This window comes from Dactylosporangium sp. CA-052675, from assembly GCF_050947935.1.
Taxonomy (GTDB): Bacteria; Actinomycetota; Actinomycetes; order Mycobacteriales; family Micromonosporaceae; genus Dactylosporangium.
In genome coordinates this window covers 5953164-5972410 of sequence record NZ_CP192010.1, presented here as the reverse complement: position 1 = coordinate 5972410, position 19247 = coordinate 5953164, and the positions used below count along the sequence as shown (strand labels likewise).

Sequence of the window (19247 nt, the reverse complement as noted above, 5' to 3'; positions counted from 1 at the left end):
TGCGTGTGGTCGGCGGCCCCGAGCATCGGGCCATGGTGCAGCGTCTGCTGCTCGCGGCCGGCCTGGCCCCGCAGGTGAGGGCGACGGCGGCCCACGCGCTCGGCCACGTCGGCGGCGCCAGCCCGGCCACGTTCTGGCGTACCACAGTGGATCGCTTCACGACCGATCCGGTGATCCTGCCCTCGCTGGTCTATGCCATCGGTGTCGCGGGCGAGGACGCCTTGCTCGGGGATGTGCGCACCAACCCGAACGCCGGGCACGACGCGCGTGCCGCCGCCGCGTGGTGGCTGGACATGCCGCGCTCCACCCGTATTCGCGCCCGGCAATGACGGCGCGCCTTCGCCGGCCCACGGCCCCGCAGACGGCGGGCTCGCCGCCTACGGTGCCGTGGGCGAGCCGCCCGCGGGCGCGACGGGCTACAGGCTCCCGTTGCGGTGGTTCGGGTCGCCCGGGTAGGCCGCGCCGTTCGTGCTGCCCGGGTGCAGGATGGGCGCGAGCCGGTCGAGGATCGAGGCCAGTTCCTGACGGGCCGCGTCATCGGTCGCGTCGACCTGGGTCCGCAAGCCGGAGAACTGGCGGATCGCCCACTGCGCGAGCGTGGCCAGCCGGGCCAGTTCCTCCCGGTCGGGGCTGTAGCTGGGCCCCGAGTTGGCGCGATAGTCGCGCGCGGCCTGCTCGGCCGCGGCGTGGGCGGCTCGGATGATCTCGCTGGCCTGCTGCCGGGACTGCGCCACGAGGTGCGCGGCGTTGGTCTGGGCGGCGGCGACGATCTCGTCGACGTACTGCTGGGCCTGGATGCGCTCGGAGATGAGCGCCTCGTCCAGGCCGGCGGGAGCGTTGTCGGGCAGCGCGCCGTGGCGGCGGGCGTAGACCTCCCGCTGGAGCCGCTCCACGTCGTGCAGCAGGGTGCTGATCTGCGCGTCGCGAGCGGCGATCTCCTCGGCCACCCGCTGCAGCAGCGCGTTGACCTCCCCGGGGTCGTAGCCCTTGCGGAAGCCGATCTGGCGAAGGCGGGCGTTGCGGATCTCATGCGGCGAGAGGGGCCTACGCCGTGGCGTTGGTTCTGCGCTCATGGTCGGGTCACCTCCTCGAACACCCGCTCCGGCGTCATGGAGGCACGCAGCGGCGCATAGGTCTTGTCGTCGAACTGTTCCACGTGGATGTCGGCCGAGGCGTAACCCTCGTCGCGCAGCGTCTGGCAGGTGCCGGCCACCATCGCCGGTGAGCCGCACACGTAGATCTGGCGATCGTGCCAGGAGCCGTGGCGCAGGGCGGCCTCGACCGCGGTGGCCGGCTGGCCGCCGACGATGTCCTCGGACAGGGCCGTGACGACCTGGACCCAGCGCAGATCCTGGGCGAGCTGGTCGAGCTCGGCCTGGTCGTGCAGGTCCCACCGGTTCGGGACCCCGACGACGAGGGTGACCTTGCGGTCCTCCAGGCCGGCGGCCAACTGCTCGATGATGGCCTTCATGGGCGCGACGCCGGTGCCGCCCGCCAGCAGCAACAGGTCGGGGCCGGGCCCGGACGCCACGGTCAGGCGGTTGCCGATCGGCGATCCCAGGCGCAGCACGTCGCCCTCGCGGGCCTGGTACACCAGCGCGGGGGACAGCTGCCCGCCGGCCACGGCCCGCACGTGGAAGTCGATCGTGCCGTCCCGGCGCGGAGCGTTGGCCGGCGTCAGGTAGCGCCACACCTTCGGCCGCAGGTGCGACTCCACGGCGAGGGACTGCCCGGCCCGGTACCGCACCTCGCCCTGGGGCCGCACGGTGAGCACGGCGATGTCGCCGGTACGCCGCTCGTGGGAGACGATCTCGGCGTTCCACCAGGCCGGCTCGAACGGGTCGACGGCCGCCGCGGCGTCGATCATCGCCTTGGACACGATCCCGTACGCCGCGGCCCAGTCGGCGGCCAGCTGGTCGTTCCACGCGGGACCCAGCCCGTGGGCCAGGGTGTGCAGCAGCGCCTGCCCGACGACGGGGTAGTGCTGCGGCTGGACCTCGAACCGGCGGTGGTCGCGACCGAGCTGTTCCACGAACGCGACCAGCGTCTCGGAGTCGTCCACATTGGACACGATGTGCCCGAGCGCGGACAGCAGCCGGTCGCGCTGGCCGCCCATCGAGGCGGGGAACATCAGGCGCAGGCTGGGGTCGATGCTGAACAGGGTGGCGTAGAAGTAGGCGGCGGCCTGATCACCCAGCGGTACGACCTGCGCCCAGCTTGCTTTGAGCGCGGCGGTGTCCACTACTGCGCGTCCCCCTGCGCCCCGCTGACGATCAGCGCGCTGACCGAGCGCAGGATGTCGTCGGCGGCCTGCAGGATGTCCATCGGCACCTTGAAGTCGTGCATCACGGTCAGCAGGTGGAGGCTGACCCGCCGGTAGGCGTCGTCGGTGATGGCCAGGTGGGCGTGGGCCGCCCGCAGGTCACGGCCGGCGTACCGGTCGGGCCCGCCGAGCACCTTGGTCAGCATCAGCACCTGGTGCCGCTTGAGCGCGCCCAGCCCGTCGGACTCGACCAGCGGCGTGAAGAAGTCCCGGAGGGCGGGGTCGGCCAGCAGTCGCGTGTAGAACTCCTCCACGACCGCGGAGACCGCGGCGGCTCCGCCGATCGCGGCGAATGCCGAGGACGGGTTCGCCTGCTGCGCTTCGGCATCCAGATGCTCGAGCAGGGCCGTGTCCAGCGTCATCGTCGTGCACCTCTCGTCGAGGGGATTCCGCCCGTGCGGCACTGGGCTCCGTCACGGGCCGGGGGTCCTTGATCGTCGCGAGCCTATCGGCGGCTCATCCGAGCGAGGTCTGGGCTGCTCGAAGGGGCCGGATGGCCGATCGCACCCTCGCGATGCACGAGGGCGCAGCCGGACACGATGCCGTCGATGCGGGCCGCGTCATCCGCATGGCCGGGCGTTCCCGGGGCAGTGCACCCCGGTGAGTGCGGATGCATCGACCGGTACCGTCGTCGTCGCCGCGCGGTGCTGGGACGGGCTGGCCGCGGCGCCGTCCGCCCACACCGAGGTCGCGGTGGACGACGGGCGCATCACCGAGGTCGGCGAGCGGGTCGGGCGGGGCGCGAGGCGCGTCGTCGACCTCGGCGACCGCATGCTGTTGCCCGGCTTCATCGACTGTCACGTCCACACCACGGTCGAGCCGTCCGCCCTGCTGACCGCGTTCGTGTCCGACTCGGCCGCGGTGCTGGCCCTGCGGGCCCTGCCGGTGCTGCGCGACCTGCTCGACCGCGGCTTCACCACGGTGCGCGACCTGGCCACGTTCGCGGCGGACCCGGTCACGGTCCACCTGCGTGACGCCGTCGCGCGGGGCCTGGTGAGCGGGCCGCGCATGCTCGTGGCCCCGCACCTGATCTCGGCCCGCGGCGCCCACGGCGACATCTCCACGCCGCTCGCACCCGAGTACGGCCGGGAGATCGGCGTACTGGCCGACGGGCCCGCCGCCGTCACCAGCGCCGTGCGCGCGGAGATCCGTGCCGGCGCCGACTGGGTCAAGTTCGGGGCCACCGGCGGGTTCGGCACACCCGCGGACGACCCCGGCCGGACCACCTACACGCAGCGGGAGATGGACGCGCTGGTGGCCACCGCCGCCGAGCTGGGCGTGCCGTGCACCCCGCACGCGTACGGCGACGAGGGCGTCGCACGCGCCGTGCGGGCCGGGGTGCGCTCGGTCGAGCACGGCAACCTCGCGTCCGCCGGGACCCTGTCGCTGATGCAGCGGCGTGGGGTGTTCCTCGTCCCCACCCAGTTCATGGTCTCCGACGCGCTGGAGCACCTCGACGACGACGCGTACTGGCGGGGCAAGCATCCCGCCGAGCGGGCGAAGTTCGCCCGCTACGCCGGCCAGCTGCGCGACAGTGCCCGCAACGTCGCCGCCAGCGAGGTGCGCATCGCCTTCGGTACCGACGCGGGCATGTTCCCGCACGAGCAGAACTGGCGGGAGTTCCCCGCCATGGTGCACACCGGCATCAGCCCGGTGCGGGCACTGCGCGCGGCGACCAGCACCGCCGCCGACCTGCTGGGCCGCCCCGATCTGGGCCGCATCGAACCCGGCGCCGTCGCCGATCTGATCGCCCTGCCCGGCAACCCGTTCGACGACATCGACGCCACCGGCGCCGTCGACTTCGTCATGCGCGCCGGCGTCGTGCATGCCGGTCCTTCGCAACCGGCTCCTCCGCCGGTGCCGGATCGAGTCAGCGGGGGGTGAGCTTCAGGGTGGCGGCGCGGGCGGCCGGCGTGAGGATCATGTCGACGTAGGCGGTGTCGTACTGGCGGTACTTGGTGCGGTACGCCGTGTCGATGCGGGCGTTGACGGGGTCGCTGTCGGGCACGTCGGTGAGGGTGACGTCGCGGTCGACGCCGTCGGTGTGGACGTGGCCCTGGTGCCGGGTGCGGGTGCTGCGGTACCAGGACGAGTCGGTGCCGTTGACGGCGCGGACGTACACGTCATCGCCGTCCGGGACGACCCAGATCGTGGTCGGGGGCCGCAGGGTGCCGTCGGCGAGGGTGGGGGCGATCTGCAGCTCGTCGGCGGCGCCGATGCGACGCAGCTCGTCGGGCGTCCAGGAGGTCATGGCGGGTCCTTTCGCGGAAAGGTTCGGTCGCCCGCTGCACTTCCCGTGCGGGCGGGGTTGAACCGCGGCCGGGCGGCGGCCGTCACCACCAGAAGTTGTCCTGTGGCGCGTACCGTCCCTCGAGGTCGGCGATCTCCCGCTCCGTCAGGGTGAGGTCGAGGGCGGCGACGGCGTCCACGAGGTGGTGCGGCTTCGTCGCGCCGACGATCGGGCAGGAGACCGCGGGCTTGGCCAGCACCCACGCGAGGGCGACCTGAGCCATCGGGACCTGCCGGGCCTCGGCAACGGCCTGCACGGCGTCCACGACGGGCCGGTCGACGTCCCGGTCGAACGCTTCGGCGACGCGGTCGGAGGACGACCGTGCGGTCTGCTCGCCCCAGGGCCGGGCGGCGCGCCCCTTGGCCAGCGGCGAGTACGGTGTCAGCCCGACGCCCTGGTCGAGGCACATCGGGATCATGTCCCGCTCCTCCTCGCGCTTGAGCACGTTGTACTGATCCTGCATCGCGCTGAACGCCGTCCACCCGCCCAGCACGGCGGCGTGCTGCAGCTTCGCGAACTGCCACGCCCACATCGACGACGCCCCGAGGTAGCGCACCTTGCCCGCCTGCACCAGCGAGTGCAGCGCGGCCATGGTCTCCTCGACCGGGGTCTCGGGGTCGAACCGGTGGATGTAGTAGACGTCGATGTAGTCGGTGCCGAGCCGCCGCAGGGAGGCGTCGGCCTGCTCGAGGATCGCCTTGCGGGACAGGCCGCTGCCGCCCGGGCCGTCGTGCATCTTCCCGCTGACCTTCGTGGCGAGCACGATGTCCTCCCGGCGGGAGTACCGGGTGATCGCCCGGCCGACGAACTCCTCGGACGTGCCGCCCTGGTACACGTTCGCGGTGTCCCAGAACGTGACCCCGAGCTCGACGGCCTGCCGGAAGAACGCGGCCGCGGCGTCCTCGTCCAGCGTCCACCGATGCATGCCTGCCGCGGCGGTGCCGTAGCTCATGCAGCCCAGCCCGATCCGGCTGACCCGCAGCCCCGTCCGGCCCAGTCGTGTGTACCGCATCCGATCGCCCCTCTCCAGCGCTGCCCGCGCGAAACCGCGGTTGCTTCCATGGTGCTCAGGCCGGGCTGACGCCGGTGATGGTCAGCCGCAGGAGGCGGTTCGCCGCAGTGGCGGCGTCCGGGCTGTGCTCGGTGGCCAGCGCGATGCCCGTGACCAGGGTGAGCAGGTCGGTGATGGTCACCCCCGGGGCCAGCCCGCCGTCGTCCGCCGCGCGGCGCACCAGCGGGTCGCCCGCCTCGGTCAGCCGCGCGGTGGCGCAGTGCTCGTGGGCCTCGCCCGGGTCGGCCTCGTGGTCGCGGTTGAGGGCCTCGGCCAGGCCGCGGGTCGTGGCCGCGAACGCCAGCACGGCGTCGAGCCACTCCAGCAGCGCGGCGCGGCTGTCCGGGCGTCCGGCCAGCTCCCGCGCGCGGTCGCCCAGCGCGTCGACCTGCCGGCGGAAGACCGCCTCGAGCAGGGCGTGGCGCGTCGGGAAGTGCCGGCGTACGGTCCCGGACCCGACCCCCGCCGTGCGGGCGATCTGCTCCAGCGACGCGTCGGCGCCCTGCTCGGCGATCGCCCGCTCGGCCACGGACAGCAGCAGCGTGTAGTTGCGGCGGGCGTCGGCGCGCTGACCGGTCATGCGTGCTCCCGGGCTTGCTAAGTGGCGGGGGTAGCCGTATCTTAGCCCGGACAGAAACGGCGCACCCCGCCGTTTAACGGCAATCGTCCAGGAGGACAGCTCATGCCGGTTGCATCCGCTCCCGTACTCGTCGTCGGCGCCACGGGCAAGCAGGGCGGGGCGTCCGCCCGGGCGCTGCTGGCCGCCGGGTTTGCCGTGCGGGCGCTGGTGCGCGACCCGCGGCGCGCCCAGGCCTCGGCCCTGGCCTCGCTGGGGGCCGAGCTCGTGCGGGGCGACCTGCGCGATCCCGGCTCCCTGGCGGATGCGGTCGGCGGGGCCCGGGCCGTCTTCTCGGTGCAGATGGCAGAGGTACGCGACGGCGCGTTCGACTTCGACGGTGAGCTGCGGCAGGCGGTCAACCTGATCGAGGCCGCCCGCGCCGCGGGGGTGCCGCAGTTCGTGCACACGTCCGTGTCGGGCTCCGGGCGGATCCGCACCGCGCCCGGCTACGACTCCGGCCGGTGGGCGCCCCTGGAGCCGTACTATGCCGCCAAGTCCGGCATCGAGCAGCGCGTCCGGGACGCGGGCTTTCCGTTCTGGACCCTGGTCAAGCCCGGTTTCTTCATGGAGAACTTCCTGCTCTCCTCGGCGTATCTGCTGCCCCGCGGCGTCGAGGGCGGCATCGCGACCGTGCTGAGGCCCTCGACGCGGCTCTCGCTGGTCGCGGTCGACGACATCGGCGCGACGGTGGCCGCGGCCGTGGCCCAGCCGCAACGGTTCCACGAGATCGAGCTGGAGCTGGCGAGCGACCACCTCGCGATGACCGAGATCGCCGAGATCCTGTCCCGTGCCCTCGGCGTCCCGCTCGCCGCGCCCGACATGACCGAGCCCGAGGCGGTCGCCGCGGGCATGCCGGCGTACGCGGGCCTGCCGATGGAGCTGATGAACGTGGCCGGGCAGCCGGCGCGCCCGCAGTTCGCCCGCGCGCTCGGCATCCCCCTCACCTCGTTCGAGGAGTGGGCGCACAAGCACATGAGCGCGGCGGGCCGGCCGGCCTGACACGACGGTCGCGTCCGGGGCGGATCGAGCCCGGTCGACGCCGGGCATGTGCGGGACGGCGCCCGGGTGGGTACACACCTGGGATGCGAGGACACCGCGCACTGCTCGCCCTGGCCGGGCTCACCGCGCTGGCCGGCTGCGGTACCACCGCGAAGCCCGTCGCGCCGAGCCCGCCGTCGCCGTCGGCCGCCGGTGCCGCCCCGTCGGCGCCGAGCTCGCAGCCGGGCCCGGCCGCGCCGCAGCCCTCGGCCACCGGGCCGGACGCGCCGATCCTGCTGGGCACGCGCCGGGTCGTGATCCGCCCGGCCGAGGCGGGCGAGTCCATCCTGGCCGTCGACGGCAGCGGGCGGCTCAACGTGACCGACGGTGGCACCGGCAAGGGGCTGTTCGTCCTGGTACCGACCGGAGCCCGTCACATGATCAGATCGGCCACGGGGGACCGGGCCTGCCTCGGGCTGCGGAGCAACGGCAGCGCGCCGCTCACCATCGCCGCCACCGCCTGCGACCCGAGCCGGGACGGCCAGCTGTTCACGATCAAGCCACCGGAGAGCGGCGACCCGGCGACGTTCACGATCAGCGTCGGCGACGCCTTTCTGCTGGTGTCCGGGGCCAACGGGCTGATCGCGGAGGAGCTCGGCGACGCCACCCCGCTGACCACATTCGTGTTCGTCGACAACGGCCCGGCGTCCTGAGCTGTGGCAAAAATCGTCGCGACGACGACCACGAGACCGAGAACACTACGCGTCCCTGGTCGATGAGGTCGACGACACCGGCGCGGCACCAGACGCCGGCCGATCAGCCCGGCGGATTCCCCGGCGACTTCGGCCTGCCCCGGGCCGGCACCGCCAACGCGAGCGGCACCCTGACCGGCGAGGACCAGGAGCGCCGGCTCGCCGACGGCCTCGACCACTCGCCGGCCCGCCGGCGGCTCCGTCACCCGGAGCCGCCGGCGGGCGCCTGACGGTGCCGCAGGACGCCCGCAACGGCATGCCGACGACCTACGAGGCCCTGCGTCGGGGTCGTCGGCGCTGGTGCCGGGGCCGTGGTGCTCGATGAGCGAGCCGGTGCGCCAGGCGTCGGTCCGGCCGCCGGTGAGCAGCGTGAGCAGGCCGCGGCCGTCGACGTCGCCGGCGACGGGGGCGCCGCCGATGCGCTGGAACGTGGGGGCCAGATCGATGTTCTGCACGATCTGCGGGCGGCTCGTGTCCGGGTTCGGACTCCGTAAAACTTATCGGGTAGATAGGACTGTGCCTTACATGTCGAGGACCACGTCGGTGCCGGGGCGGGCGCAGCAGATCAGCACGGAGCCGGGGTTCGCCGGCTCCAGCGGCTCGGGGGAGTAGGTGACCTCGCCCGCGAGCAGCGGGGTCTCGCAGGTGTGGCAGACGCCGGTGCGGCAGCTCCAGCGCGTGGGCACGTCGCAGGCGTCGGCGAGGTCCAGGATGCTGCCGGCCGGCGGTACCGCCGCCGAGACACCGCTGCGGGCGAACGTCACCCGCGGGCCGTCGCCCGGCTCGCCCGCGGGCGGATGGGGTGCCCTCGCTGGGCGGCCGGCGAGGCCCGGGTTGATGCTCGGGCGGGCGGTGAACAGCTCCGAGCGGATGCGGCCGACACCGGCCCGTTCGAGCGCTTCACGCATGTCGGTCATGAACGCGTCCGGGCCGCACACGTAGGCGGTCGCGGTCCTCGGCACCCGGATCGCGGCCAGGCGCTCGGCGGTCAGGCGGCCCGTGGTGGTGCTGTAGAAGATGTGCTCGTGGGCGTTGGGCATGGTGGCGAGCAGGGCGGACGCCTCGGCGGCGAGCGGGTGCTCCGCCGGGCTGCGGGCGGCGTGGATCCACCAGACCTCGCGCGGGCCGCCCGCCAGGTGGTGCAGCATCGCCAGGACCGGGGTCAGGCCGATGCCGGCCGAGATCAGCAGGACCGGTTCGTCGCCGTCCTCGAGGACGAAGTCGCCGCGGGGCGCCGCGACGTCCAGCGTGGACCCGGGGCGCACCTCGGTCGTCAGGAAGCCGCTGGCGGCGCCGTGCGGCTCGCGCTTGACGGTGATGCGGCAGGCGTCGCTGGACAGCGAGTAGCTGCGGACCGGGCCGTTGCCGGGCAGGCGCACGGTGATGTACTGGCCGGGGCGCGCGTGGGGGCTCGGCCCGGCGAACCGGATCGACGTCACCGTGGCGTTCTCGGCGTGCACGGCGGCCACGCGCAGCGGCCGGAATCCCGGCCACGCGGGGGCGTCGGCCGGTCTCGGGGTGAGCATGTCGCGGAACGACTGCCGCCAGCCGGGGCTCAGCGCGGGCACGCCGGCGGCGAGGCGCACCCGGTTCGGGTCGGGGTTCGGCAGGTACAGCAGGGCGTCGGCCTCGGCCACCGGGAGCGGGCCCCGGCGTGTGCGGGTGATGACGTCGCCGGCGCGGATGAGCCCTTCGCGGATGACCCGCATGTAGAACCCGGGACGGTGGTGGGCGACGAGCAGCGCCGCCATCTCGGGCACGCCGAGGCGCAGGCCGACGCGGTAGCAGGTGACCCGCGGCTGGGTGACCTCGAACTCGGCGTCGCCGATGCGGTAGCGGTCGCCGACGCACACCTCGTCGTCGGCGAGCCCGTCGACGGTGAGGTTCTCCCCGAACTGGCCGAAGTCCGAGGGCAGGGCGAGGGCCTGCTGCCAGTGGCGGTACGAGTCCAGCTGATAGACGAGCACGGCCCGCTGCTCGCCGCCGTGGCCCTCGGTGTCGCCCTGGCCGTCGCCGTCCAGGTTGAGCCGGCGGGCCATCACCGGGCCGTCGACCGGACGCTTCCAGACGCCGGTGTACACCGTGCGCCCCTGCCACGCCACGTGCTTCGGCCGCCCGACGTTCACGGACAGCAGCAGACCCCGCACTCCGCCATGCTCCGCGCGCGCCGGGCGGCGCGCGTCACCCGGTCGCGGTGGGACTGGCGTACGAGAAGACGATCATGTCCAGCATCGGGATGCCGTGCTCGGACAGCGGCGGCTGGATATAGGCGAAGAAGTCGCGCCGCACCGAGTGCATCCGGAAGCCGCACCGCTGGTAGAAGGCGATGTTGTCCAGCGAGCAGTTGGCCGTGCCGACGAGCAGCGACCGGCCGTGGAGGGGCAGCTCGGCCTGGACGGCCGCGACGAGGCGCCGGCCGACACCGGTGCCCCGGCGGGCCGGGTCGACGGCGATGTACAGCAGCTCGGACGGCTCCCGCCGGTCCCACCGCACGACCGCGGCACCGAGCGTCTCGCCGCCGAGCCGGGCGGCGTAGGCGCGGCAGGCCGGATCGCGCAGAGCGGCCCGGATGCGCTCGTCGTCCTCCTCGGCGTCGTGCAGGAGCGGCACCAGCAGTTCGGCGTCCGCGTCCGGCACCGCGACGATCTCCACGCTCATGCCCTCATGCTGCGGCCGGAGAGGGGGCGGGGCAACCGGGAATCCGGCTCAGCGGCGCCGGCGGCGGGCGCGCTGGCGGCAGGTCGGCCCGCAGTAGCTGGGCGGCCGGCCGGTCGCGCTGGCCGCCGCCGGCGCGCGGCTCGTCCCGGGCGATTTCGACGCCCCGGCCGGCCTCGCACCCGCGCTCGACGGCGCCGCCGCGGTGTTCGCCGTCCCGCCCGTCACGTTCGACGCGAACCGGGAGGTCGCCCGCGGACGGGCCCTGATCGACGCCGCGTCCGCCGCCGGGGTCGAGCAGATGGTGCTCAGCACGTCGCCTCGTCCTCGACCAGGACGCAGTCCGCCGAGGGCAAGGCGCTCATCGAGCGGTACCTGCACGACCACATCGGGCTCGCCACGGTCCTGAGGCCGGTGCGATGCATGACCAACTACCTCGGGACCGGCGCGGCCGGCATCGACGGGATCGTCCGCGGGGTGCACCGGCACCGTCCCTGGGCTCCGCCGCCGGCACCTAAGCCATCGACAATAATTGACATCCGCGTCGCCAAACTGTAAACAAAGCTGACAGAGAGCGCTCTCAGGGCGCCGAGAGAGGTCAGCCATGCGCAGGAAGCTTCAGGCGGCCCTGCTGGCCGCCGTGGTGGCCGTGCCGGTGTACTACGCCGTCACCGCCACCGTCGCCGCGAACGCCACCATCAACCCCGCCCCGCCCGGCTTCACGCTCACGTGGAGCGACGAGTTCGACGGGCCCAACGGCTCTGGGCTCGACACGAACGTCTGGAAGTACGACACCGGCCCCGGCTCGAGCTTCGGCACCGGGGAGATCGAGACCATGACGAGCAGTACCGCCAACGTCCACAAGGACGGCGCCGGGCACCTGCTGCTCACCGCCCTGCACAGCGGCTCGGACCCGCGCTCGGGCTGGACGTCGGGCCGGGTCGAGACGCAGGCGGCCACCTTCGGGGCGGCCCCGGGCGGCGTCATGCGCGTGGAGTCCCGGCTGCAGCAGCCGAACGTGACCACCGCGAACGGCGCCGGCTACTGGCCCGCGTTCTGGATGCTCGGCGCCCCGCTGCGGGCCGGCGTGCAGTGGCCGGGCTCCGGCGAGATCGACATCATGGAGGACATCAACGGCCGCAGCTCGCTGTTCAGCACCCTGCACTGCGGCGTCAACCCCGGCGGCCCCTGCAACGAGAGCACCGGGCTCGGCAGCGGCGAGCGCGGCTGCCCCGGCTGCCAGACCGGGTTCCACGACTACGCGGTGGAGGTCGACCGCTCGGTCTCGCCGGAGCAGATCCGCTTCTACCTCGACGGCGGCAACTTCTTCACCCTGTTCGCCAACCAGGTGGACGCGGCCACCTGGTCCAACGCCGTCGACCACCCGTTCTTCATCATCTACGACCTCGCCATCGGCGGCGGCTTCCCCGACGCGTTCGGCGGCGGCCCCAACGCCGCCACCATCTCGGGCGCGTCGATGGTCATCGACTCGGTCGCCGTCTACAACAAGGGCCCGGGCGGCGGATCGAGCGCTACCGGCAACACCGTCATCGGCCCCGGCGGCAAGTGCCTGGACGTCTCCGGCGACGACATCGGCGGCAACGGCGCGGCCGTGCAGCTGTGGGACTGCCAGGCCGGGGCGGCCGACCAGCACTGGGTGCTCAAGAACAACGGCACCCTGCAGACGCTCGGCCGCTGCCTGGACGTCACCGGCGCCTCCTCGGCCGCCGGCGCGAAGCTGGAGCTGTGGGACTGCAACGCCGGCGGCTGGCAGCAGTGGCGCACGACGCCCGGCGGCACGCTCGTGAACGTCGGCTCCGGCCGCTGCCTCGACTCCCCGTCGGGCGCCACCGGCAACGGCACCCGCCTGCAGATCTGGGACTGCAACGGCAGCGGCGCGCAGTCCTTCGTCTACAACGGCGGCGCCTCCGACATCGTCGGCCCGGCCGGCAAGTGCGTGGACGTCGCGGGCGACGACACCGGCGGCGACGGCGCGGCCGTCCAGCTCTGGGACTGCCAGGACACGTCCCGGGACCAGAACTGGAAGTGGAACGGCTCGGCCCTCACGACGCTCGGCCGGTGCCTCGACATCGCCGGTGGCGGAACTGGCAACGGTACCGTCCTGCAGCTGCACGACTGCACGGGCAACGCGGCACAGGTCTGGGTCGACGGCGGCAACGGCACGCTGCGCAACCCGCAGTCCGGCCGCTGCCTCGACTCCCCGTCGGGCAGCACGGCCAACGGCACGCGCCTGCAGATCTGGGACTGCAACGGTTCCGGCGCGCAGACCTTCCGCAAGGCCTGACCCGTGACCGTCGCGGAGCCCGGGGCGCGCTGCCCCGGGCTCCGCACCCGTCAGTCGTCGATCGCCTGGTAGACCGCCGTCCACAGGTCCTGCCACATCGGCAGCGACTGATCGCCCGCGTGCGCCCGCTGGATGGCGAAGTAGGCGGTGAGGTCCTCGGCGGGATCGTTGTACCAGGCGGTGCCGTAGAACCCGTGCCAGCCGTAGGAGCCGACCGACGGGCCGAGGTGCGTACGGCGGGTGCGCACCGCCAGGCCGAGCCCCCAGCCGATGTCGGCGAGGTACTGCGGCCCGAACCCCGAGAGCGCCTTCTGCCCCGGCGTCAGGTGATCGGTCGTCATCAGCGTCACCGCGGGGCGTGAGAGCACCGGCCCGCCGCCCGCGAGCATCGCCGAGCCGAACGCGAGACAGTCCGCGGCGGTCGAGACGAGCCCGCCGCCCGCCGACTCGAACGTCGGCGGCCGGCTCCAGCGATCGTAGGGGCCGTCCTCGACCACCGCCGCGCCGTCGACGTCCTCGGCGGCGTACGCCGTCGCCAGCCGGCCGAGGTGCTCGCCCTCCACCCGGAAACCGGTGTCCCGCATGCCCAGCGGCTCGCAGACGCGCTCACGCAGCGTCTCGCCGAGCGACTGGCCGGTGGCCCGGGCGATGAGCACGCCGGTGATGTCGGCCGCGGTGTCGTACATCCAGCTCTCACCCGGCTGGTGCACGAGCGGTAGTTCGCCGAGCCGCCGAAGCCACTCGTCCGGCGACGTCCTGCCGAGCCCGCCCAGCGCGTCCGCGATCGGGATGGTGCCGGGCGGGACCGCGAGCATCCCGGTGCCGAGCGTGCTGGTCAGCAGATCCCGCACCGTGATCGGGCGCCGTGCCGGGACCGTGTCGTGCAGGGGCCCGGCCGGATCGGCCAGCACGGTCATGTCCGCCAGCTCCGGGAGGAGCTCGTCGACGGGGTCGTCCAGGCGGATGGTGCAGTCCTCGACGAGCGTCATCGCGCACGCGGCGACGAGCGGCTTGGACGACGAGCCGAGGCGGCAGATGGTGTCGGGGGCCATGGGCGTGTTCGACCCCGGTCCCTCGAACGCGAGCTTCCCGACGGCCTGCACGTGTACGGCCCCACGCCGCGCGAGCACCGCCACGGCCCCCGGGACGAAGCCGGCGTCGACCTGCCGTTCGAGCAGATCCCGCACCAGGACCAGCCGCCTCGCCGAGAATCCCCCAGCCGTCACCCGTCTCCTCCTGCCGTGGTGCGCATGCATCGCCGGGCCAGGTGTTCGAAGGCCTCGGTGAGCTCGGGCGGCCCGACGACCTCGATGTCGGCGTCGAAGCGGGCGACGGCGGCGGCGAGGCTCGTCCAGGACCACGATCCGAGCGTGAGCCGGCAGCGCGCGGGGCCGACCGGCTCGACGATCCCGTCCCGAGTGTAGAGCGCCACCGTGGCCGCGGGCAGCTCCAGCACGACGGTTCCGCGGCACGGCCAGTCCCCGGATGCGTCGGTGGAGCCGCGGAACCGGCCCGTGACGAACGCGGTGACGTCGCCGCCGGGCAGCTCCCGCGGGGCGAACCGCGGCCCGTTCGGGGTGCGCAGGCGCATGCGGTCGACGCGGAACGTGCGCCAGTCCGCGCGGTCGGCGTCCCAGGCGACGAGGTACCACCGCCCGTCCCACGTGACGAGGTGATGCGGCTCGGCCCGTCGCGGCGGCCCGGTGCCGTAGTCGAACCGCAGCCCCTCCCGGGCGCCGATGGCGGCGCCGATCGCGAGCAGCACGTCGCCGCCGACGGTCGCCGCCGGCCCGGTGGCGGGCCGCTCGATCGCGGTGACCCGCAGGTCGCGGACCCGGTTGCGCAGGCGGGCGGACATGACCTGCCGGATGGTGTACAGCGCCCGCGCGGCCGCCTCCGCCAGCCCGTTGCCGGGCGTGGTCGCCGCGACCTGCAACGCGACCGTGAGGGCCACCGCCTGGTCGTCGTCGAACAGCAGCGGGGGCAGCTCGGTGCCGGCGCCGAGCCGATAGCCGCCGTCGGGCCCCTTGGCCGCGGCGATGGGGTAGCCGAGCTCGCGCAGCCGGTCGATGTCGCGGCGCACGGTGCGCAGGCTGATGTCGAGCCGCTCGGCCAGCAGGGTGCCGGGCCAGTCGCGGCGGGTCTGCAGCAGCGACAGCAGCGCGAGCAGGCGGGCGGACGTCTTCGGCATGCACCGCAGTCTTGCGCAAGTAGGTGACACAGCCTGGCACCTTCGGCGCTTCGGCGCTTCGGCCGGCACGTGGCCGCCGTGCCGCAGACCACACGGTGCGACACGCTCGGGTAATTGTCCAACATTTGGCTCAATGGCAGGCTGGACACCATGCCGCGCCTGAGCCCCAACGTGTCGCTGTCGGAGCAGGTCGCCGACCAGCTGCGCCGCCGCATCGCCGACGGCGAGTTCCCCGTCGGCGCGCTGCTGCCGACCGAGCAGGAGCTGACCCGTGAGCTCGGCGTCAGCCGCAACAGCGTCCGCGAGGGCCTGCGCTCGCTCGTGCACGCCGGCCTGCTCGGCGCCCGGGCCGGCTACGGGACCTTCGTGATCGCCACGAGCGACCTCGGCCCCGCGCTCGCCCGGCGGCTGGAGCGCGACCGGGCGGCCGACGTCGCCGAGGTGCGCCTGCTGCTGGAGCGCGAGGGCGCGCGGCTCGCCGCGACCCGGGCCACCCCGCAGCAGGTCGCGGGCCTGGCCGAGGCCCTGGCCGCCCGCGCCGCCGCGACGGACGGCCCCGCCTACGCCGCCGCCGACATCGTGTTCCACCGGCTGCTGCTCGAGGCGTCGGGCAACGCCCTGCTCGCCGAGATCTACCGCGGCACCGGCGGCAACGAGCGCTCGCTGGAGCACCTGAACTCGCCCGACGTCGACCTGGCCGCGGCCCGGCCCCGGCTCGCGGACATCGACGCGAGCCACGCCGAGATCCTGGACGCGGTCGCCGCCGGTGACCCGGACGCGGCCGCGGCCGCCGCCGAGCGCATGGCCCGGCTCGCCCACGAACTGCAAGAGGAAGCCGAGCACCATGACGCTCACTGAACGTGTCGCCGGCCCGAAGACCCGCACGCTGCGCCCGGCACTGGTCCTGGCCGGCCTGCTGCTGGTCGCGGCCAACCTGCGCGCCGCCATCACGAGCGTCGGGCCGGTCCTCGACGAGCTGCGCCACGACCTCGGCCTCACCTCGCTGACCGCCTCGGCGCTGATCAGCCTCCCGCTGATCGCCTTCGCCGTGGTCTCCCCGGTCGCTCCCGTGCTGGCCCGCCGCATCGGCATCGAGCGCACCCTCGGCGCCGGTCTCGTGGTCCTGGCCGCCGGGCTCGTCGTGCGCTCGCTGCCCGGGGCGCCGCTGCTGTGGCTCGGCACCGCGCTGCTCGGCGTCGCGATCGCCGTGCTCAACGTGGTCCTGCCGGCCCTCGTCAAGCGCGACTTCCCGCACCGGATCGGGCCGGTCACCGGCGCGTACTCCTCGGTGCAGGCCAGCTTCGCGGCGATCGCGGCCGGGCTCGCCGTCCCGGCCGCCGGCTGGACCGCGGCCGGATGGCGCCTCCCGCTCGGCATGTGGGCCGGCCTCGCCCTCATCGCGCTGGCCGTCCTGGCCCCGCAGCTCGGCCGCCGCGGCGGGCCGCCGCCGGGCCCCGCCGACGTCCCGGCCGCGGGGGTCACCGCGACCCGCAGCCCGTGGCGCACCGCGCTCGGCTGGCAGGTCACCGCGTTCATGGCGCTGCAGTCGACCGGGTACTACATCTTCATCACCTGGCTGCCGTCCATCGAGAGCTCGGCGGGCGTCCCCGCGACCGCGGCCGGCGTGCACCAGCTGCTGCTGAACGCGTGCGGCATCGCGGGCAGCGTCGCCTGCTCCGCGCTCATCCCGCGGCTGCGCGACCAGCGGCTGCTCGGCGTGGCGGGCCCGGTGCTGTACGCCGTCGCCACGTTGGGCATCCTCGCCGCCCCGCATTACGGCGTCGTCTGGGCGATCTGCGCCGGGGTCGCGGGCGGTTCGAGCATCGTGCTGGCGCTGTCGTTCTTCGGCCTGCGCACCGCGAACCACACCCAGGCGGCGACCCTGTCCGGCATGGCCCAGTGCGTCGGCTACCTCGTCGCGGCGGCGGGCCCGCCCGCGGTCGGTGCCCTGCACGACGCCACCGGCTCGTGGACCCCGGCGCTGATCGCGATGATCGCGGTGGACGTCGTGCTCGTCGTGTTCGGCTTCCTGGCGGGTCGCGACCGCGTCATCGCCTGACGGCACGGCCTGCTCAGACGATGCCGGCCCGGCGGCGGGTCCTCGACGGTCACTGCCCCGGCGTCCATTCCCGTCGGCGACGCCCTGATCGTGACTTCGAAGGGAACAGCTCGCGCCCTGCCCAGCTTCGAGATCGACCCGATCGGCACGGTCCGCAACGACCGGGCGGACGGCCAGGACACCGACCGCGTCCGCTGACCGGCCGCCGGTCACGACCCGGTCTCGTCGCGGCGGCGCGTCAGGTACGCCGTCGCGGCCCTGTTGCCCTCCAGCTCGATGGCCCGGTCGTAGGCCGCCCGCGCCTCCGCGCCGCGGCCCAACCGGCGCAGCAGCCGGGCGCGGGTGGCGTGGAAGGCCGGGTAGCCCTCCAGCGGCAGCCCCTCCACCTGCGCCAGCGCCACCTGCGGGCCGTCGAGCTCGGCGACGGCGACGGCCCGGTTGAGCCGCACGATCGGCGTGGGTTCGAGCCGCAGCAGCATGTCGTAGAGGGCGACGACCTGCGACCAGTCGGTGTCGCGCACGTCCGGGGCGTCGGTGTGCACGGCGTTGATCGCGGCGAGGATCTGGTAGCGCCCCGGCGCCTCCCCGGACGCGAGCCGCGCCCGGACCAGGGCGTGCCCCTCGGCGACCAGCGCGCGGTCCCAGGCGCCGCGGTCCTGGTCGTCGAGCGGCACCAGCTCGCCGCTCGCCGACATCCGCGCGGCCCGGCGGGCCTCGGTGAGCAGCATCAGCGCGAGCAGCCCGGCGACCTCGCCGTCCGCCGGCATCAGCTCCCGGACCAGCCGGGTCAGCCGGATCGCCTCGGCGGTCAGGTCCCCGCGGATCGCCTCGCGCTGCGGGTCGGAGGCCAGGTAACCCTCGTTGAAGATCAGGTAGAGCACGGTGAGCACCCCGTCGACGCGCGCCGGAAGGTCCTCGCGGTCCGGCACCCGGTACGGGATCCGGGCCGTCTTGATCTTCGCCTTGGCGCGGGTGATCCGCTGGCCCATCGCGCTCTCCTGGACCAGGAAGGCGCGGGCGATCTCGGCCACGGTGAGCCCGCCGACCATCCGCAGCGTCAGCGCGATCCGCGTCGGCATCGCCAGCGCGGGGTGGCAGCAGGTGAAGACGAGCCGGAGCCGGTCGTCGTCGATGGCGCCGGGCGGTTCCGCGGTGCCGGTGAGCATCAGCGCCTCCCTGTGCTTCTCGTCGCGCTTGGCCTCGCGCCGGAGCCGGTCGACCGCCTTGCGCTGGGCGGTGGTGGCGAGCCACGCGCCGGGGTTGGGCGGGACGCCGTCGACCGGCCAGCGCGCCACGGCGGTCGCGAACGCCTCGGCCGCCATCTCCTCGGCGACGTCGAGATCGCCGATGCGCCGGGCGAGGCCGGCGACCACCCGGGCCCACTCGGCGCGGTAGACCCCGGCGATCCGCTCCTCGATCCCGGTCACTGGAACGGCCGGACCTCGACCCTCCGGTTGCACGCCTTCGACCCGCCGGAGGCGAGCCGCAGCGCCACGTCGAGGTCCGGGGCCTCGATGATCCAGAAGCCGACGGCGAACTCCTTCGTCTCCACGAACGGCCCGTCGGTGAACACCGCCTCGCCGGCCCGGTTGTCCACCACCGTGGCCGTGGCCGGCGCCCCGAGGCCGCCGGCGAAGACCCAGTAGCCGTCGGCCCGCAGCTGCGCGTTGAAGGCGTCGATCGCGACGTCCTCCTCCTCGGTGGCGTGCTCGGTGCTGTCGCTGAGCACGGAAATCAGGTACTGCGCCATCGCTGTCGTCTCCCATCTCGGGCGGGCCGGACGCGGGCCGCCGCTCACCCCTCCTACGAACGCCGCCGCCGCGATCCGACAGACCCCGGCGAACATTTCTGGAGGAATTTTTGTACGGCGAACGCCCGGATCGTGATGGTATCGGCACATGACCGGCGGTGCGCTGCACGGGCTCCTCGACGACGACGCGCTCGCCGGCGCTGCCCGCAGGACACGAGATGGTTGGCGAACCGCCTGAAACCGAACGGCCGCAGCCCGTCACATGGTGTGCTCA

At 74.0% G+C, this 19247-nt stretch carries 21 protein-coding genes; 9 read left to right on the top strand and 12 right to left on the bottom strand.

Annotation, left to right across the window (positions count from 1 at the left end; genetic code table 11):
- The first annotated feature begins 32 nt into the window (after window positions 1-32).
- Complete coding sequence (locus ACQP1P_RS26680; protein ID WP_433074054.1) at window positions 33-329, top strand: hypothetical protein; 297 nt, start codon at window positions 33-35, stop codon at window positions 327-329.
- Window positions 330-416: 87 nt separating this feature from the next.
- On the opposite strand, the gene ACQP1P_RS26675 is transcribed toward ACQP1P_RS26680, so the two are convergent.
- From ACQP1P_RS26675 to ACQP1P_RS26665, 3 genes are read right to left on the bottom strand one after another with little or no spacing between them, the layout of a single operon-like run.
- Window positions 417-1073: a DivIVA domain-containing protein gene (locus ACQP1P_RS26675; protein ID WP_433074051.1), complete on the bottom strand. Its 657-nt coding sequence runs from the start codon at window positions 1071-1073 to the stop codon at window positions 417-419.
- Window positions 1070-2242, bottom strand: coding sequence for a globin domain-containing protein (locus ACQP1P_RS26670; RefSeq protein WP_433074048.1), 1173 nt, complete (start codon window positions 2240-2242; stop codon window positions 1070-1072). Before ACQP1P_RS26670 ends, ACQP1P_RS26675 begins: the two co-directional genes overlap by 4 nt.
- Window positions 2242-2685 carry a group I truncated hemoglobin gene (locus ACQP1P_RS26665; protein ID WP_433074045.1) on the bottom strand — a complete coding sequence of 148 codons (444 nt, stop codon included), beginning with the start codon at window positions 2683-2685 and terminating at the stop codon, window positions 2242-2244. The genes ACQP1P_RS26670 and ACQP1P_RS26665 overlap by 1 nt, the downstream gene beginning before the upstream one ends.
- Window positions 2686-2923: 238 nt before the next feature.
- On the opposite strand from ACQP1P_RS26665, the gene ACQP1P_RS26660 reads away from it, so the two are divergent.
- Window positions 2924-4207, top strand: coding sequence for an amidohydrolase family protein (locus tag ACQP1P_RS26660; RefSeq protein WP_433074042.1), 1284 nt, complete (start codon window positions 2924-2926; stop codon window positions 4205-4207).
- Here the strand turns inward: ACQP1P_RS26660 and ACQP1P_RS26655 are convergent.
- The 3 genes from ACQP1P_RS26655 to ACQP1P_RS26645 all read right to left on the bottom strand — a co-directional run bounded on the left by ACQP1P_RS26655 (window position 4194) and on the right by ACQP1P_RS26645 (window position 6244).
- On the bottom strand, window positions 4194-4574 hold the full coding sequence (locus ACQP1P_RS26655; RefSeq protein WP_433074039.1) for a DUF2255 family protein: 381 nt from the start codon (window positions 4572-4574) through the stop codon (window positions 4194-4196). The two genes, ACQP1P_RS26660 and ACQP1P_RS26655, sit on opposite strands and share 14 nt — an antisense overlap.
- An 82-nt stretch (window positions 4575-4656) precedes the next feature.
- Window positions 4657-5625, bottom strand: coding sequence for an aldo/keto reductase (locus ACQP1P_RS26650; protein WP_433074036.1), 969 nt, complete (start codon window positions 5623-5625; stop codon window positions 4657-4659).
- Between the two features lie 55 nt (window positions 5626-5680).
- On the bottom strand, window positions 5681-6244 hold the full coding sequence (locus ACQP1P_RS26645) for a TetR/AcrR family transcriptional regulator (protein ID WP_433074033.1): 564 nt from the start codon (window positions 6242-6244) through the stop codon (window positions 5681-5683).
- A 102-nt stretch (window positions 6245-6346) separates the two neighbouring features.
- Here ACQP1P_RS26645 and ACQP1P_RS26640 point away from each other — a divergent pair, with 102 nt between their 5' ends.
- The 3 genes from ACQP1P_RS26640 to ACQP1P_RS26630 all read left to right on the top strand — a co-directional run bounded on the left by ACQP1P_RS26640 (window position 6347) and on the right by ACQP1P_RS26630 (window position 8243).
- Window positions 6347-7282 carry an NmrA/HSCARG family protein gene (locus tag ACQP1P_RS26640; protein WP_433074031.1) on the top strand — a complete coding sequence of 312 codons (936 nt, stop codon included), beginning with the start codon at window positions 6347-6349 and terminating at the stop codon, window positions 7280-7282.
- Between the two features lie 83 nt (window positions 7283-7365).
- Window positions 7366-7974, top strand: a complete 609-nt coding sequence (locus tag ACQP1P_RS26635) for a hypothetical protein (protein ID WP_433074028.1) — start codon at window positions 7366-7368, stop codon at window positions 7972-7974.
- 62 nt (window positions 7975-8036) lie between these two features.
- The gene (locus tag ACQP1P_RS26630) at window positions 8037-8243 is read left to right on the top strand and encodes a hypothetical protein (RefSeq protein ID WP_433074025.1); all 207 of its coding nucleotides are present in this window, start codon (window positions 8037-8039) and stop codon (window positions 8241-8243) included.
- A gap of 291 nt (window positions 8244-8534) precedes the next feature.
- On the opposite strand, the gene ACQP1P_RS26625 is transcribed toward ACQP1P_RS26630, so the two are convergent.
- A complete protein-coding gene (locus ACQP1P_RS26625) occupies window positions 8535-10160 on the bottom strand; it encodes an MOSC domain-containing protein (protein ID WP_433074022.1) in 1626 nt (541 codons plus the stop codon).
- A 34-nt stretch (window positions 10161-10194) separates the two neighbouring features.
- On the bottom strand, window positions 10195-10671 hold the full coding sequence (locus ACQP1P_RS26620; protein WP_433074019.1) for a GNAT family N-acetyltransferase: 477 nt from the start codon (window positions 10669-10671) through the stop codon (window positions 10195-10197).
- Between the two features lie 97 nt (window positions 10672-10768).
- On the opposite strand from ACQP1P_RS26620, the gene ACQP1P_RS26615 reads away from it, so the two are divergent.
- On the top strand, window positions 10769-11077 hold the full coding sequence (locus tag ACQP1P_RS26615) for an NmrA family NAD(P)-binding protein (protein ID WP_433090135.1): 309 nt from the start codon (window positions 10769-10771) through the stop codon (window positions 11075-11077).
- Between the two features lie 195 nt (window positions 11078-11272).
- Window positions 11273-12973, top strand: coding sequence for an RICIN domain-containing protein (locus tag ACQP1P_RS26610; protein WP_433074016.1), 1701 nt, complete (start codon window positions 11273-11275; stop codon window positions 12971-12973).
- Window positions 12974-13023: 50 nt separating this feature from the next.
- Here the strand turns inward: ACQP1P_RS26610 and ACQP1P_RS26605 are convergent, their stop codons facing one another.
- Entirely contained in the window at window positions 13024-14199 is a 1176-nt protein-coding gene (locus ACQP1P_RS26605) for a serine hydrolase domain-containing protein (protein ID WP_433074013.1), read from the bottom strand.
- Window positions 14196-15164 carry a helix-turn-helix transcriptional regulator gene (locus tag ACQP1P_RS26600; protein WP_433074010.1) on the bottom strand — a complete coding sequence of 323 codons (969 nt, stop codon included), beginning with the start codon at window positions 15162-15164 and terminating at the stop codon, window positions 14196-14198. Before ACQP1P_RS26600 ends, ACQP1P_RS26605 begins: the two co-directional genes overlap by 4 nt.
- A 150-nt stretch (window positions 15165-15314) precedes the next feature.
- Here ACQP1P_RS26600 and ACQP1P_RS26595 point away from each other — a divergent pair, with 150 nt between their 5' ends.
- A complete protein-coding gene (locus tag ACQP1P_RS26595; RefSeq protein ID WP_433074007.1) occupies window positions 15315-16022 on the top strand; it encodes a FadR/GntR family transcriptional regulator in 708 nt (235 codons plus the stop codon).
- The gene (locus ACQP1P_RS26590) at window positions 16009-17223 is read left to right on the top strand and encodes a CynX/NimT family MFS transporter (RefSeq protein WP_433074004.1); all 1215 of its coding nucleotides are present in this window, start codon (window positions 16009-16011) and stop codon (window positions 17221-17223) included. Before ACQP1P_RS26595 ends, ACQP1P_RS26590 begins: the two co-directional genes overlap by 14 nt.
- A 209-nt stretch (window positions 17224-17432) precedes the next feature.
- Here ACQP1P_RS26590 and ACQP1P_RS26585 read toward each other — a convergent pair whose 3' ends face one another.
- Together ACQP1P_RS26585 and ACQP1P_RS26580 are read right to left on the bottom strand one after the other, a co-directional pair.
- Window positions 17433-18650, bottom strand: a complete 1218-nt coding sequence (locus tag ACQP1P_RS26585) for an RNA polymerase sigma factor (RefSeq protein ID WP_433074001.1) — start codon at window positions 18648-18650, stop codon at window positions 17433-17435.
- Window positions 18647-18973 (bottom strand): YciI family protein, encoded by a 327-nt coding sequence (locus tag ACQP1P_RS26580; protein WP_433073998.1) that lies wholly within the window; start codon window positions 18971-18973, stop codon window positions 18647-18649. Before ACQP1P_RS26580 ends, ACQP1P_RS26585 begins: the two co-directional genes overlap by 4 nt.
- Window positions 18974-19247: the final 274 nt, after the last annotated feature.

Coding starts and splice junctions, on each gene's coding strand:
- ACQP1P_RS26620 (WP_433074019.1), bottom strand. CDS start 10,671: ATGAGCGTGGAGATCGTCGCGGTGCCGGACGCGGACGCCGAACTGCTG.
- ACQP1P_RS26640 (WP_433074031.1), top strand. CDS start 6,347: ATGCCGGTTGCATCCGCTCCCGTACTCGTCGTCGGCGCCACGGGCAAG.
- ACQP1P_RS26665 (WP_433074045.1), bottom strand. CDS start 2,685: ATGACGCTGGACACGGCCCTGCTCGAGCATCTGGATGCCGAAGCGCAG.
- ACQP1P_RS26675 (WP_433074051.1), bottom strand. CDS start 1,073: ATGAGCGCAGAACCAACGCCACGGCGTAGGCCCCTCTCGCCGCATGAG.
- ACQP1P_RS26595 (WP_433074007.1), top strand. CDS start 15,315: ATGCCGCGCCTGAGCCCCAACGTGTCGCTGTCGGAGCAGGTCGCCGAC.
- ACQP1P_RS26650 (WP_433074036.1), bottom strand. CDS start 5,625: ATGCGGTACACACGACTGGGCCGGACGGGGCTGCGGGTCAGCCGGATC.
- ACQP1P_RS26590 (WP_433074004.1), top strand. CDS start 16,009: ATGACGCTCACTGAACGTGTCGCCGGCCCGAAGACCCGCACGCTGCGC.
- ACQP1P_RS26610 (WP_433074016.1), top strand. CDS start 11,273: ATGCGCAGGAAGCTTCAGGCGGCCCTGCTGGCCGCCGTGGTGGCCGTG.
- ACQP1P_RS26680 (WP_433074054.1), top strand. CDS start 33: ATGGTGCAGCGTCTGCTGCTCGCGGCCGGCCTGGCCCCGCAGGTGAGG.
- ACQP1P_RS26655 (WP_433074039.1), bottom strand. CDS start 4,574: ATGACCTCCTGGACGCCCGACGAGCTGCGTCGCATCGGCGCCGCCGAC.
- ACQP1P_RS26635 (WP_433074028.1), top strand. CDS start 7,366: ATGCGAGGACACCGCGCACTGCTCGCCCTGGCCGGGCTCACCGCGCTG.
- ACQP1P_RS26645 (WP_433074033.1), bottom strand. CDS start 6,244: ATGACCGGTCAGCGCGCCGACGCCCGCCGCAACTACACGCTGCTGCTG.
- ACQP1P_RS26580 (WP_433073998.1), bottom strand. CDS start 18,973: ATGGCGCAGTACCTGATTTCCGTGCTCAGCGACAGCACCGAGCACGCC.
- ACQP1P_RS26630 (WP_433074025.1), top strand. CDS start 8,037: ATGAGGTCGACGACACCGGCGCGGCACCAGACGCCGGCCGATCAGCCC.
- ACQP1P_RS26600 (WP_433074010.1), bottom strand. CDS start 15,164: ATGCCGAAGACGTCCGCCCGCCTGCTCGCGCTGCTGTCGCTGCTGCAG.